Raw genomic sequence first — 13,796 nt, forward strand, 5'->3', positions numbered from 1 at the left:
TAAACGAATGAAAATATAAATAAGGTTTATATACCTTAAATTTTCAAATACACAAAATATATTCTATTTTAGCATTATTATAAATTTTTACAATAATGATATCAGAGGCTCAGTTTCAGCATGAATTGCAACTAATTATAAAAAATGGCATACGTGAGGATATTGGCCCTGGTGACTTTAGTTCATTGGCTTGCATTCCAAAACAAGCTGTAGGAAAGGCAAAGTTATTGGTAAAAGATGAAGGTATTATTGCTGGTGTTGCTTTTGCAAAAATGATTTTTGAATATATCGATTGCAACCTTCAATTCGAAGTTTTTACTCAAGATGGTATGCCTGTAAAATACGGAGATGTTGTTTTTCATGTCTCTGGAAGTTCACAATCTATACTTAAAGCTGAACGATTGGTGCTCAATTCTATGCAACGTATGTCGGCAATAGCTACCAAAACCAATACTTACGTTAAACTTTTAGAAGGAACCAACACTAAAATATTAGATACTAGAAAAACTACTCCTGGATTTAGAGCTTGTGAGAAATGGGCAGTTACAATTGGTGGAGGCGAGAATCATCGTTTTGCTTTATACGACATGATTATGCTTAAAGACAATCACAATGATTTTGCTGGAGGAATAACAAATGCAATCCAAAAAACGAAAACTTTTCTAAAAGACAATAATCTCGATTTAAAAATTATTGTTGAAGCTAGAAGTATAGATGAGATTAAAGAAATTTTAAAAAACGACGGGATTCATAGAATTTTAATTGACAATTTTAATTATGAAAACACAAGAAAAGCAGTTCAATTAATTGGTAATCAATGTCAAACAGAGTCTTCTGGAAATATCAATGAAATTACGGTTCGGCATTATGCAGAGTGTGGTGTAAATTATGTTTCCTCTGGAGCATTAACACATTCTGTTCACAATATGGATTTAAGTTTAAAAGCAATTGAATAATTTAACTATTTTAGAAACTAAAAATTCAAGACTCCATTCATGTCACAGGAAATAGAAATCAAGTTAGAGAGAATTCCTATAGTCAGAAATTTTATCCGTCTTTTGAAAAGGATAAAACTTCCTTGGCTACAAGGTTTATCTTTTTATGATTTATCAGAATTTTATGTTTTAGGAATTGTAGAAGGTGCATTATCCTATCATGCAAGTGCAGTAGCTTTTAGTTTTTTTATGGCATTATTTCCGTTTGCATTATTCATTTTAAATCTCATTCCATATATACCAATAGAAGGATTTCAAGTAGATTTTTTAGAATTTGTAAAAGAAGGGGTACCGCCAAATACCTATGATGCTATTTATAAAATTATTAGCGATATTCTAAACAATAGTCATTCTGGATTATTGTCCACAGGGTTCTTATTGTCTATTTTCTTAATGGCAAACGGTTTAAATGGAATTCTTGGAGGATTTGAATCCTCAAGACATGTATTGTATAAAAGAGGATTTTTACAACAGTATGTAGTAGCTTTAGGAATGTCATTACTGCTGTCTTTACTTTTATTAGTTACAGTGGCAATCATTGTTGTCTTTGAGGTTTTAATTCAACAAACCATTATTCAAGATGTAGTAAGTGATCGCATTCCGTTAATTGTTTTAGGTCGATATGCCTTTGTGATTCTGATGATATTAATTACGACTTCAGTATTATTTAAGTTTGGAACCAAACAATTTAAAAATAGAGCATTCATATCTATAGGATCTGTGTTTACTACAATATTAATTATTTTATCATCTTATGTATTTGGAATTTGGGTAATCAAATTTTCAAAATACAACGAATTGTATGGGTCAATAGGTACTTTATTAATCATGATGTTTTACATTTGGATAAATTGTATGATTCTACTACTAGGATTTGAATTGAATGCTTCTATAGAGAAATTAAAAAAGAAAAATTCGGATTAATCGTTTCTAAAAATGTTGTAATTCATTTAAATAAATTGAATGATTTCAAAATGCAAAATATATTATCGCCTGTTATTTTTATTGTTTCCATTGATAATTAATTCACAAATTGTTACTGGTAAATGGAAAGCTATTGATGATGTTACGGGAAAACCTTTAGCCATTTTAGAAATTTATGAAAATGAAAGCAAAATTTACGGAAAAGTACTTGATATAATCAATCCAAAAGATAGAAACAAAGTATGTAGTAATTGCTCAGGAGAAGATAAAGACAAACCTATACTAGGAATGACCGTTATAAAAGGGTTAATAAAAGATGGTTTAGAATACAATTCAGGTAAAATATTAGATCCAAAACACGGAAGGCTTTATAAATGTTTTATTACTCTTGAATCTAAAGATAAACTTAAAGTGCGTGGTTATATTGGATTTTCATTATTTGGTCGAACACAATACTGGCATCGAGTAAAGTAACAGTTGCAAAAAAATCAAATTTAAATAATGTACTTTGTAGAAGTAATTTTACCGCTTTCCCTAACTAAAACTTTAACTTATGAAGTTTCAGAAGCTGAATATAATTATATAAAAATTGGAATGCGAATTGCAGTACCAATAAAGAATAAAGTGTATACTGCTTTAGCAATCAACTTACATCAAAATAGACCTATTTTATATGATGCCAAAGAAATTCACCAAATTTTAGATGAAAAACCTATAGTAAATGAAATACAAATTGCTCATTGGCAATGGATTGCTTCCTATTATATGTGTGCCATTGGCGATGTATATCGTGGTGCCATGCCTAGTGCTTTACTTTTAGAAAGCGAAACTATTATTTCTCAAAAAAACGATAATTTTGTTGATGAAACACAACTTTCAGATGATGAATATTTAATCTACCAAGCACTACAAAAGCAGTCTTCATTAAAAATTCAAGATGTTATTTCAATTTTAAACAAGAAAAATGTATTACCGGTTATTCAAAAGTTAATTGATAAAGGAATCTTGGTTTTACAAGAAGAAGTGGCAGAAGCGTATAAACCAAAATTAGTACGCTATATAAGGTTAAATTCAAAATACGAATCAAATGAAGGATTAAGCCATCTTTTAGAACTACTTAAAAGTGCCAATAAACAAAAAGAAATTGTTCTCAGTTATTTTCAACTAAATGCAACAACTAAAAATCCAACTACTGTAAAAAGCTTAATCGAAGTAGCGAATTCAACATCTGCAGTTGTAAAAGCATTAATTGATAAACATATTTTTGAAGAATATTATATTCAGGAAGACCGAGTTAATTTTAAAGGAAAAATTAAAGAAGATGCTTTACGATTAAGTGAAGCGCAAGAAATAGCTTTTCAAGAAATAAAATCGAATTTTAAAAATAAAGAAGTATGTCTCTTGCATGGTGTAACTTCAAGCGGAAAAACCGAAATTTATATCCAGCTTATTGAAGAATATATACAGCAGGAAAAGCAAGTTTTATATTTGTTGCCAGAAATAGCATTAACAACTCAATTAGTTAGTAGATTACGCGATTATTTCGGAAATAAAGTGGCCGTTTTTCATTCAAAATACAACAACAATGAGCGTGTAGAAGTTTGGAAACAAGTGTTGGATAATTCTCCAAAAGCACAAATCGTAATAGGAGCGAGGTCGGCTTTGTTTTTACCCTTTTCCAACTTAGGACTTATTATTGTAGATGAAGAACATGAACAAACGTTTAAGCAACAAGATCCCTCACCAAGATATCATGCTCGTGATGCTGCTATTGTTTTGTCTAGTTTTCATAAAGCCACTCAAGCCAACGGCGAACAGGTCGGAGCCAAAGTACTATTAGGTTCGGCAACACCAAGTATTGAAACCTATTATAATTCTCAGTCTGGAAAATATGGTTTAGTCGAAATTAATCAACGCTTTGGTAAGTCCATCTTGCCTGAAATTGAGTTAGTAGATTTGAAAGACAAATATTTTCGAAAAAAAATGTCGGGTCATTTTAGTGATACTTTAATAGAAGAAATTACTTCAGCTTTATCAGATGGAAGTCAAGTGATTTTATTTCAAAACAGAAGAGGATTTTCTCCCGTTGTTGAATGTATGACTTGTGGTCACGTGCCGCAATGTCAGCAATGCGATGTGAGTTTAACTTATCATAAGCATAAAAACCAATTGCGATGCCATTATTGTGGCTATTCAATGGCAAATCCAACCAGTTGTCATTCGTGTTCTAGTGTGCATCTTACCACAAAAGGTTTTGGAACTGAACAAATTCAACAAGAATTGCTTACTCTTTTTCCTAATACTAAAATAGGAAGAATGGATCAAGATACGACTCGTGGAAAATTTGGTTTCGAAAAAATAATCGACAGTTTTAAAAACAAAGAAATTGATATTTTAGTAGGAACACAAATGCTCGCCAAAGGATTAGATTTTGATAATGTAAGTTTAGTTGGAATTATGAATGCCGATAATATGTTGTACCATCCTGATTTTCGCGCTTTTGAAAGAAGCTTCCAAATGATGACACAAGTAGCTGGCCGTGCAGGTCGTTCTGAAAAAAGAGGAAAAGTAATTATTCAAACCTATAATCCAAATCACAACACGATTCAACAAGTGACTAATAATGATTATTTAGGAATGTATAAAGAGCAGTTGTATGAAAGACAAATTTATAAATATCCACCCTATTTTAAATTGATTAAGCTCACTTTAAAAAATCGTGATTTCGAAAAACTGAAAACTGGATCTTTCTGGTTGTTTCAAGTGTTACAACAAAATATGAGTATTCCAGTTTTAGGACCAGAAGAACCGCCAATAAGCCGTATCAGAAACGAATACATCAGAACCATAATGATAAAGATTCCACAAAATCAGTCTTTACAAGTCACAAAAAAAACTATCCAGAAAATACTGGATAGTTTTGAATCTGTTGCTCAATTCAAAGCTATAAAAACAGCTGTGAATGTCGATTTTTATTAATTTATTGCTAAAGCGCGAACAAGATCTTCTTTCTTGTTTCTACTTAAAGGAATTTTTGTAATTCCAATTTCAGCAAATTTACTGTTAAATCGTTCTACCTTATCAATATTAATGATATAGGATTTATGGACTCGAATGAATTTATCTTTCGATAAATCGTTTTCAAAAGATTTCATGGTAGAGAGCACTAGGTTGCTATCTTCCTCAGTAACTACTTTTACATAGTCGCCAAAAGCTTCGATCCATTTAATTTTTGAAGTAAACACTTTTAATTTTTTAAGATTACTCTTAATAAATATGTGTTCTCCATCTTCATCTTGATTTTCATTTTTAAGAATGTGAAAATCCATAGCGCGTTTTACAGAAGCATTAAAACGATCAAGTGCAATAGGTTTTTGTAGGTAATCTGTTGCATCATAATCGAACGCTTTCATAGCGTATTCAGCCTTAGACGTGATAAAAATGATTTGTGGTTTCACTTTTAAACCGTCTAGAAAATCAAAACCGCTTATGACTGGCATTTCTATATCTAGAAATATAAGGTCAACGGTGTGAACCGACATGCAATTTTTTGCTTCAATTGCATTAGAAAAATCTCCAATTAAATGTAAATTTGGATGATTATTCACTAACTTTGCAATGATCATTCTCTGAATAGAGCTGTCATCGACAACTACACAATTTAGTTTCATAATTTTATTGTATTATAGATTTGGTTCAACGAAAGTAAAACGTTTTTTCTTATAAACCTAACTTTTATCGGTTTTTTTTACCTTACAACGAATAAAAATGCTTTTTGCTTGTTTATTTAAAAAAAAAGATTACTTTTGCAAAAATTAACATTTTAATTAAAAAAATTATGAATCATTATGAAACTGTTTTCATTTTAAATCCCGTTTTATCTGAAGTTCAGGTAAAGGAAACAGTGAGCAAATTCGAAGAATTTCTTACGTCCAGAGGAGCAGAAATGGTATCAAAAGAGGATTGGGGCTTGAAAAAGATGGCTTACGAAATCCAAAACAAGAAAAGTGGTTTTTACCATTTATTCGAATTCAAAGTTGCAGGAGAAGTTTTAATTGCTTTTGAAACTGAATTTAGACGTGACGAGAGAGTAATGCGTTTCTTAACTGTAAGTTTAGATAAACATGCAATATCTTGGGCAGAAAGAAGAAGAACTAAATTAAAAGCAGCAAAAGCGTAATCATGGCAACACTACAACAATCCGCTTCAGGAAAAAAAGATGGAGATATCAGATATCTTACTCCTTTAAACATTGAAACTAACAAAACTAAAAAATATTGTCGTTTCAAAAAATCTGGAATCAAATATATTGATTATAAAGATGCAGACTTTTTATTGAAATTTGTAAACGAGCAAGGAAAAATTCTTCCACGTCGTTTAACAGGAACCTCATTAAAATACCAAAGAAAAGTGTCAGTAGCTGTAAAAAGAGCTAGGCATTTAGCGTTAATGCCATATGTGGCAGATTTACTTAAATAATTTATTAAACAAAAAGTTGTTGTCCCGATAAAATCGGGACTAACTTCTATAATAAGGACAACAACATGGAACTTATATTAAAACAAGACGTTCAAAACGTAGGATTTAAAGATGATGTAGTTACAGTAAAAGCTGGTTACGGTCGTAATTTTTTAATTCCTCAAGGATTTGCACATTTAGCAACTCCATCAGCCAAAAAAGTTTTAGCTGAAAATCTAAAACAAAAAGCCCACAAAGAAGCTAAAGTTGTAAACGATGCAAAAACAAAGGCAGAAGCCTTAAAAGCTATCGAAATAAAAATTTCTGCGAAAGCAGGTGGTGAAAAACTATTTGGTTCTATTACTAATATTGATATTGCTGAAGCATTAGCTAAAGGTGGTCAAGAAGTGGATAGAAAATTTATTACTTCTGGAATCGTTAAACGTATTGGTAAATATACTGCTACTGTAAGATTGCACAGAGATGTGATTATTGAATTACCTTATGAAATTGTTGCTGAAAAAGCATAATTTCTAAAACATGTAAAAAATCCCAACTCTTAGGAGATTGGGATTTTTTTTTTGATTTTTTTTGATTTTTTGCAACCTCTCACTTCAAATTTCTAACTTGCTAAAACCCATGAAATATTCTAGACTTACAAAAGAACAATTCGAAGAATTGCATCCTGAATTCGTAAACTTTTTAGCTGCCCAAACAATTGACAAAGCAGAATGGGATAAATTAAAATTAGAAAAACCAGAGGTAGCTGAGCAAGAACTTGATGTTTTCTCCGATTTAATTTGGGAAGGGGTTTTAGGTAGAGCACAATATTTAGAACATTTTTCAAAAAACCATATTTTCCTATTTCAATGTTTTGATACTTATATAGATTCTATAGTTTTAAAATCATTGGTTCCAGAAACTGATTTCCTGACTAAAAAAGGTTTGCAATGGCTTAGCGATAATATGTTTACAGATACCATTGAAATGAAAGTAGGTAAAAAAGAATTTACTGAAGAAAGAAATACATCCATTTTTGGATTGATACAGCAAGGAGCATTTTTAAGTGAAGGTCAATTATTTAAACAAATTGATACGATTATAAAAGGTTAATTTTTTTCGGCAGAATGCTATAAATAAGTTATTTTAGTATTTTTATTACATATGTTGATATTTATTGTTTTTATCGGTCATATGTAATTCGCATATAATTTTCGATGTTTCCGACCAATTTTGGTTATGCTCATTTCAAATGCTTAAATAGCTTATTTTATTTTCTATGGATATTCAACAAACTATTCTAAACTTACGTCAAGAACTTAATCTTCACAATCATAATTACTATGTTTTAGATCATCCAACGATTTCTGATTATGAATTTGATATTAAATTAAAAGAGCTTCAAGATTTAGAAAACAATCATCCTGAGTATTTTGATGCTAATTCGCCAACGCAAAGGGTAGGAGGGGCAATTACAAAAAATTTCCAAACTGTTGTTCACGATTACAGAATGTATTCTCTAGACAATTCGTATTCGAAAGCTGATTTATTAGATTGGGAAAACAGAATTCAGAAAGTTTTAGGGAATGTAGCTTTACAATACACTTGTGAATTAAAATACGATGGCGCTTCTATTTCAATTACTTATGAAAACGGAAAATTAAAACGCGCTGTAACTCGTGGTGATGGTTTTCAAGGAGACGATGTAACTAACAATATAAAGACCATCAGATCAATTCCTTTACAATTGACAGGAACAAATTTTCCGGATAAGTTTGATATTAGAGGTGAAATTATATTACCATTTGCAGGATTCGAAAAAATGAATCAAGAGTTAATAGAGATTGGTGAAACTCCATATTCAAATCCTAGAAATACAGCTTCAGGAAGTTTAAAATTACAAGATAGTACAGAAGTTGCCAAAAGACCTTTAGATTGTTTATTGTATTTTTTAATTGGAAGTAATTTGCCATTTAAATCGCAATATGAAGGTTTAGAAACTGCCAGGAAATGGGGTTTCAAAGTTCCAAACGAAGCCAAATTAGCCAATAGTTTAGAGGAAGTTTTTGAGTTTATTAATTATTGGGATATTCACAGGCATAATTTACCTTATGAAACGGATGGAGTAGTGGTAAAAGTAAATTCTTTTCAATATCAAGACGAATTGGGATATACCGCCAAATCTCCTCGTTGGGCAATGGCATATAAGTTCAAATCAGAGCAGGTTTCAACAAAATTAAAATCTATTTCCTATCAAGTAGGAAGAACAGGTGCAATTACTCCGGTAGCAAATTTAGAGCCAGTTCAATTAGCTGGAACAATTGTAAAACGCGCTTCATTGCACAATGCCGATCAAATAGAAAAATTGGACATTCGAGTTGGTGATACTGTTTTTGTAGAAAAAGGAGGCGAAATTATTCCGAAGATAATTGCTGTAGATGTAACCAAACGTCCCGAAAATACTGAACCAACACACTACATAACTCATTGCCCAGAATGTGAAACCGAATTGGTTCGATCTGAAGGGGAAGCCAATCATTATTGTCCTAATTTTTACGGTTGTCCACCACAAATTATTGGAAGAATTCAGCATTTTATTTCTAGAAAAGCAATGGATATTGAAGGCCTTGGTGGAGAAACTGTAGCTTTATTATACAATAATGGGTTGGTACATAATTACGCTGATTTATATGAATTGACTGTAGATCAAATTTTGCCATTAGAAAGAATGGCTCAAAAATCAGCTGAAAATCTAGTAAAAGGAGTTGAGAAATCTAAAAAAATTCCTTTTGAAAATGTATTATTTGCTTTAGGAATTCGGTTTGTTGGCGAAACCGTAGCTAAGAAATTAGCCAAGCATTATGCAACTATCGATGCTTTAAGTCAAGCCAGTTTAATGGATTTAATTTTGGTGGATGAAATTGGGGATAGAATTGCAAAAAGTGTAATTGAATTCTTCGAAAATGAAGAAAATCGAATAATTATTGATAGGTTAAGAAGTTATGGAGTTCAATTTGAAATTATAGAAAAAATAAATTTGAATGCTACCAATAAACTTTCAGGTAAAACTTTTGTGGTTTCAGGCGTTTTTGAACAATTTTCAAGAGATGATCTAAAGAAAGCGATTGAAGATAATGGTGGTAAAGTAGGTAGCTCAATCTCCTCAAAAACAGATTTTGTTGTTGCAGGGGATAATATGGGACCAGCAAAATTAGAGAAAGCAAATCAATTAAAAGTAGCTATCATTTCTGAGGATGAATTTATTAAATTGATACAATAGTACTGTTTACTGGAATATTTGGAAATATTTTTTTGTGATTATTGCGATTTTATATCTATTTTAGTATTTTTAACAAATAAATTTTAATTATTTTAGTTAATTTGCTAATGAAAGTATACAATAATTTTCTCGGAAATACTCGAAGAAATGAATATGTTAACGGTTTAATTGGGGTTTATTTTTTTATCGCTATCATCGAAATAATTGCTGAATTTTTTGAAAGTCAGTTTTTTGTTTTCATTTCAAAGCCTTTTTTAGTTCCTATATTATTTATAATGTATGTAGTTAAAAGTAGAAAATATAACTTAATTTATATTTTGGCTATTGGCTTTGCATGGTTATCGGATGTTTTTTTTATTTCCCATAGACTCTTTTTTAAAAGTTTGGGGTCTTTTTCTTTTTTGATTTTTTTAATACTATTTTTTTATTTTATTATCAAACATGTTAAATTTAAAGGGTATTTATCTCTAATAATTGGATGTATTCCTTTTTTGTTAGGGTATTATTTTTTTTATAATCTAGCTCAAGAACATTTAAAAGTAATGTTCTATTTGTATTTATTAACTGGTGTTTTAATCATTTTGTTAGGTGGCTTTTCATTAGGTAGTTATATACTAAATCCTAGTAAATCAAATACTTTTTTAGCTTTAAGTGTTTTTTTACTGTCTACAGTGCAATTTGTTTTTGTATTAGAATATTATTTTGTTGAAATTAAGCTATTGCACTCTTTTGAAATTTTATTTTATGCAATTGCTCAATATCTAATTTTTGAGTTTGTTGTATTAGAAGAAAGGAGAAAAAGGTATCATGAAATTAAAAATAAAAGTTTAAAAATTGATACTAACTTGTAGGTTACATAAACCCAGTTTCTGAATTGATATTAAATATTAATAAAAAAAATCTATATCTTCATTTTGAGAGACAAAATAGCTACCTTTGTGGCGTAAATGAATAGTTGTAAAATAAATTATGAAGAATACAATATCATATTATTTGTCTCTTTTCGCAATGATAGTTTTATTTTCATGCAATAATGATGATAACTCTTCTCTAGATTCAAATAATGCATTTTTACCTGTTTCCTTCAAAGTGGGCTTTAGTGCACAAACGCTTGCAACAAATAAAGTAAATGCTGTCATTTCAAATGGTGAAATTACTATTAATGCTGTAAATAATTCTGGCAATGAATCTTTTTCATTTTCAATTGCTGGAAATGAAGTTGGTACATATCCAACTAATACAAGTGTAATTTTATATACTACTGGTGAAAATCAGCCCATTTATTCCAGCGTAAATCCAGCTGATGCATTAACTAATACTGGGCAAATTATAATTACATCAATTAATACAGTAAATAAAAGAATTTCTGGAAGTTTTGCTTATACTGGCTATTACAGTGAAGGTTTAATTACTTATACAAAAGAGTTTACAAATGGAACTTTTAAAAATGTTCCTTATACACTAGGAATTAAATAGATTTTATAATATGAATCAATATCCGCTTCTTGCGGATTTTTTTATGGCATAAAGTTTGTCTATTTATAATATCTAACGAATTATTATGCTATACATCGATTTTAAATCAAAGTATTGTTAAGTTGTATTACATTTGTTATTTTATTTACAAACTTAATGTCATTTTGACCTACCCAATTCTATGCCACAACATAAAATACTGACACTTGACAATATGTCACTACAAGATTTTGGTTCAGATGCCGAGTTAATTCCGCTATTGACACCAGAAGACGAAGAAGAAATGAATAATGAAGAATTGCCTCAATCATTAGCTATCTTACCTTTGCGAAACATGGTTTTATTTCCTGGAGTTGTTATACCAATAACCGCTGGAAGAGATAAATCAATTAAATTAATTAATGATGCCAATGCTGAAGGAAAAATAATTGGAGTTGTTGCTCAAAAAAATGAAGAAGACGAAGATCCTACAAAAAATGACATTCATAAAATAGGAACAGTAGCTCGTATTTTAAGAGTATTAAAAATGCCTGACGGCAATGTAACTGTAATTCTTCAAGGAAAAAAACGTTTTGAAATTGATGCTGTAATTACTGAAAAGCCCTACATAAAAGCTGCCGTTAAAGAAGTTTCGGAAAAAAGGCCAGGCAAACACGATACTGAATTTTTGGCTATTCTTGATTCTATTAAAGAGCTTGCGATTCAAATTATAAAAGAAAGTCCAAATATTCCAAGTGAAGCTACATTTGCTATAAAAAATATCGAAAGTCAATCTTTTTTAATCAATTTTGTTACCTCTAACATGAATTTATCTGTTAAAGAAAAACAAGATTTATTAGCGGTTAATATATTAAAAGAAAGAGCATTAGAAACTCTTCGGTATATGAATATCGAGTTGCAAAAACTGGAGTTAAAAAACGATATTCAATCTAAAGTACGTTTTGATTTAGACCAGCAACAACGTGAATATTTTCTTCATCAACAAATGAAAACCATCCAAGAAGAATTGGGCGGAGTTTCTCAAGAAGAAGAGATAGACGAAATGCGACTTAAGGCAAAAACCAAAAAATGGGACGAAAAGACTCAAAAACATTTCGAAAAGGAATTGTCTAAAATGCAGCGAATGAATCCGCAAGCTCCTGATTTTGGAATTCAAAGAAATTATCTAGATTTATTTTTAGAATTGCCTTGGAATGAATATTCTAAAGATAATTTTGACTTAAAAAGAGCTCAAAAAATACTAGATAAAGATCACTTTGGATTAGAAGATGTTAAGAAAAGAATGATTGAGCATCTTGCAGTTTTAAAATTGCGAAACGATATGAAATCTCCAATTATTTGCTTGACCGGACCTCCAGGTGTTGGAAAAACATCAATTGGAAGATCCGTTGCTGAAGCTCTAGGTAGAGAATATGTGAGAATTTCTTTGGGTGGTTTGCGTGACGAAGCTGAAATTCGTGGCCATCGAAAAACCTATATTGGAGCAATGCCAGGAAGAATCATTCAAAGTTTGAAAAAAGCGGGAACATCCAATCCGGTTTTTGTTTTAGATGAAATAGATAAATTATCAAACAGTCATCAAGGCGATCCTTCATCAGCATTATTAGAAGTTTTAGACCCAGAACAAAACAATTCATTTTATGATAATTTCCTAGAAATGGGTTATGATTTATCTAAAATAATGTTTATTGCTACTTCTAACAATATGTCAGCAATTCAACCTGCTTTGATTGACAGGATGGAAGTAATAAAAATGTCAGGTTATACTATTGAAGAAAAATTAGAGATTGCTCATCGTCATTTATTTCCAAGACAATTAAGAGAACATGGTTTAAACACAAAACAATTAACCATTGGTAAGAAACAATTAGAAAAAATAATTGAGGGTTACACACGTGAATCAGGAGTTCGAGGTTTAGAGGCTAAAATTGCTCAAGTAATTCGTCATGCTGCTAAATCTATTGCAATGGAGGAAGAGTATAACAAAAAAGTTACCGATGAAGATATTGTAAGCGCTCTAGGTGTTTCTAGAATGGATAGAGATAAATATGAAAACAACGATGTTGCTGGAGTAGTAACAGGTTTGGCTTGGACTTCAGTAGGAGGTGACATTTTATTTATTGAATCATTAGTTTCTCCAGGAAAGGGAGGGATGACCATTACAGGAAATTTAGGCACCGTAATGAAAGAATCAGCAACTATTGCATTAGAATATATTAAAGCCAATACCGCACTTTTAGGATTAGAGCCAGAATTATTATCTAAATATAATATTCACTTACATGTTCCAGAAGGGGCAACTCCTAAAGACGGACCTAGTGCAGGAATTGCAATGCTTACTTCTTTAGTATCCGTATTAACACAAAAGAAAATAAAGAAAAGTTTAGCCATGACAGGAGAAATTACTTTACGTGGAAAAGTATTACCTGTTGGAGGTATAAAAGAAAAAATATTGGCTGCAAAGCGCGCCAATATTAAAGAAATTATTTTGTGTCATGAAAATAAAAGTGATATAGAAGAAATTAAATCGGAATATGTTTCGGGATTAACATTCCATTATGTCAAAGAAATGAGCGAAGTTTTAGCCATCGCAATTACCGATCAAAAGGTTAAAAATGCTAAATCACTCTAAATGTAAAACGGCTAATTTTTTTAGCCGTTTT

The 13,796-nt window shown here is 30.6% G+C and carries 12 protein-coding genes; 11 read left to right on the top strand and 1 reads right to left on the bottom strand.

Going from position 1 to position 13,796, the window contains the following annotated elements:
- Positions 1 to 95: 95 nt before the first annotated feature.
- The 4 genes from nadC to priA all read left to right on the top strand — a co-directional run bounded on the left by nadC (position 96) and on the right by priA (position 4,898).
- Positions 96 to 956, top strand: coding sequence for a carboxylating nicotinate-nucleotide diphosphorylase (gene nadC / locus ACFQ0S_RS12540; RefSeq protein ID WP_379758123.1), 861 nt, complete (start codon positions 96 to 98; stop codon positions 954 to 956).
- A 39-nt stretch (positions 957 to 995) separates the two neighbouring features.
- On the top strand, positions 996 to 1,919 hold the full coding sequence (locus ACFQ0S_RS12545; RefSeq protein ID WP_379758126.1) for a YihY/virulence factor BrkB family protein: 924 nt from the start codon (positions 996 to 998) through the stop codon (positions 1,917 to 1,919).
- A gap of 90 nt (positions 1,920 to 2,009) precedes the next feature.
- Entirely contained in the window at positions 2,010 to 2,393 is a 384-nt protein-coding gene (locus ACFQ0S_RS12550; protein WP_379758129.1) for a DUF2147 domain-containing protein, read from the top strand.
- Positions 2,394 to 2,420: 27 nt separating this feature from the next.
- Positions 2,421 to 4,898, top strand: a complete 2,478-nt coding sequence (gene priA / locus ACFQ0S_RS12555) for a replication restart helicase PriA (RefSeq protein ID WP_379758131.1) — start codon at positions 2,421 to 2,423, stop codon at positions 4,896 to 4,898.
- On the opposite strand, the gene ACFQ0S_RS12560 is transcribed toward priA, so the two are convergent.
- A complete protein-coding gene (locus ACFQ0S_RS12560) occupies positions 4,895 to 5,590 on the bottom strand; it encodes a LytR/AlgR family response regulator transcription factor (protein ID WP_379758134.1) in 696 nt (231 codons plus the stop codon). The two genes, priA and ACFQ0S_RS12560, sit on opposite strands and share 4 nt — an antisense overlap.
- A gap of 167 nt (positions 5,591 to 5,757) precedes the next feature.
- Here ACFQ0S_RS12560 and rpsF point away from each other — a divergent pair, with 167 nt between their 5' ends.
- The 7 genes from rpsF (at position 5,758) to lon (ending at position 13,765) form a co-directional block, all read left to right on the top strand.
- Positions 5,758 to 6,099 carry a 30S ribosomal protein S6 gene (gene rpsF / locus ACFQ0S_RS12565; RefSeq protein WP_116724185.1) on the top strand — a complete coding sequence of 114 codons (342 nt, stop codon included), beginning with the start codon at positions 5,758 to 5,760 and terminating at the stop codon, positions 6,097 to 6,099.
- A 2-nt stretch (positions 6,100 to 6,101) separates the two neighbouring features.
- Positions 6,102 to 6,398 (top strand): 30S ribosomal protein S18, encoded by a 297-nt coding sequence (gene rpsR, locus ACFQ0S_RS12570; protein ID WP_007138295.1) that lies wholly within the window; start codon positions 6,102 to 6,104, stop codon positions 6,396 to 6,398.
- Between the two features lie 65 nt (positions 6,399 to 6,463).
- Positions 6,464 to 6,907 (top strand): 50S ribosomal protein L9, encoded by a 444-nt coding sequence (gene rplI / locus ACFQ0S_RS12575; RefSeq protein WP_379758138.1) that lies wholly within the window; start codon positions 6,464 to 6,466, stop codon positions 6,905 to 6,907.
- Between the two features lie 109 nt (positions 6,908 to 7,016).
- Positions 7,017 to 7,490 carry a DUF6495 family protein gene (locus ACFQ0S_RS12580; RefSeq protein ID WP_379758141.1) on the top strand — a complete coding sequence of 158 codons (474 nt, stop codon included), beginning with the start codon at positions 7,017 to 7,019 and terminating at the stop codon, positions 7,488 to 7,490.
- A gap of 166 nt (positions 7,491 to 7,656) precedes the next feature.
- The gene (ligA, locus tag ACFQ0S_RS12585; protein ID WP_379758144.1) at positions 7,657 to 9,657 is read left to right on the top strand and encodes an NAD-dependent DNA ligase LigA; all 2,001 of its coding nucleotides are present in this window, start codon (positions 7,657 to 7,659) and stop codon (positions 9,655 to 9,657) included.
- A 969-nt stretch (positions 9,658 to 10,626) separates the two neighbouring features.
- Complete coding sequence (locus tag ACFQ0S_RS12590) at positions 10,627 to 11,133, top strand: DUF6252 family protein (RefSeq protein ID WP_379758147.1); 507 nt, start codon at positions 10,627 to 10,629, stop codon at positions 11,131 to 11,133.
- 181 nt (positions 11,134 to 11,314) lie between these two features.
- A complete protein-coding gene (gene lon / locus ACFQ0S_RS12595; RefSeq protein ID WP_379758150.1) occupies positions 11,315 to 13,765 on the top strand; it encodes an endopeptidase La in 2,451 nt (816 codons plus the stop codon).
- Positions 13,766 to 13,796: the final 31 nt, after the last annotated feature.

The sequence above is a fragment of the Flavobacterium myungsuense genome (assembly GCF_042677265.1).
In the GTDB taxonomy this organism is placed as follows: domain Bacteria; phylum Bacteroidota; class Bacteroidia; order Flavobacteriales; family Flavobacteriaceae; genus Flavobacterium; species Flavobacterium myungsuense.

Coding starts and splice junctions, on each gene's coding strand:
- lon (WP_379758150.1), top strand. CDS start 11,315: ATGCCACAACATAAAATACTGACACTTGACAATATGTCACTACAAGAT.
- nadC (WP_379758123.1), top strand. CDS start 96: ATGATATCAGAGGCTCAGTTTCAGCATGAATTGCAACTAATTATAAAA.
- priA (WP_379758131.1), top strand. CDS start 2,421: ATGTACTTTGTAGAAGTAATTTTACCGCTTTCCCTAACTAAAACTTTA.
- ACFQ0S_RS12580 (WP_379758141.1), top strand. CDS start 7,017: ATGAAATATTCTAGACTTACAAAAGAACAATTCGAAGAATTGCATCCT.
- rplI (WP_379758138.1), top strand. CDS start 6,464: ATGGAACTTATATTAAAACAAGACGTTCAAAACGTAGGATTTAAAGAT.
- ACFQ0S_RS12560 (WP_379758134.1), bottom strand. CDS start 5,590: ATGAAACTAAATTGTGTAGTTGTCGATGACAGCTCTATTCAGAGAATG.
- ACFQ0S_RS12590 (WP_379758147.1), top strand. CDS start 10,627: ATGAAGAATACAATATCATATTATTTGTCTCTTTTCGCAATGATAGTT.
- rpsR (WP_007138295.1), top strand. CDS start 6,102: ATGGCAACACTACAACAATCCGCTTCAGGAAAAAAAGATGGAGATATC.
- rpsF (WP_116724185.1), top strand. CDS start 5,758: ATGAATCATTATGAAACTGTTTTCATTTTAAATCCCGTTTTATCTGAA.
- ligA (WP_379758144.1), top strand. CDS start 7,657: ATGGATATTCAACAAACTATTCTAAACTTACGTCAAGAACTTAATCTT.
- ACFQ0S_RS12545 (WP_379758126.1), top strand. CDS start 996: ATGTCACAGGAAATAGAAATCAAGTTAGAGAGAATTCCTATAGTCAGA.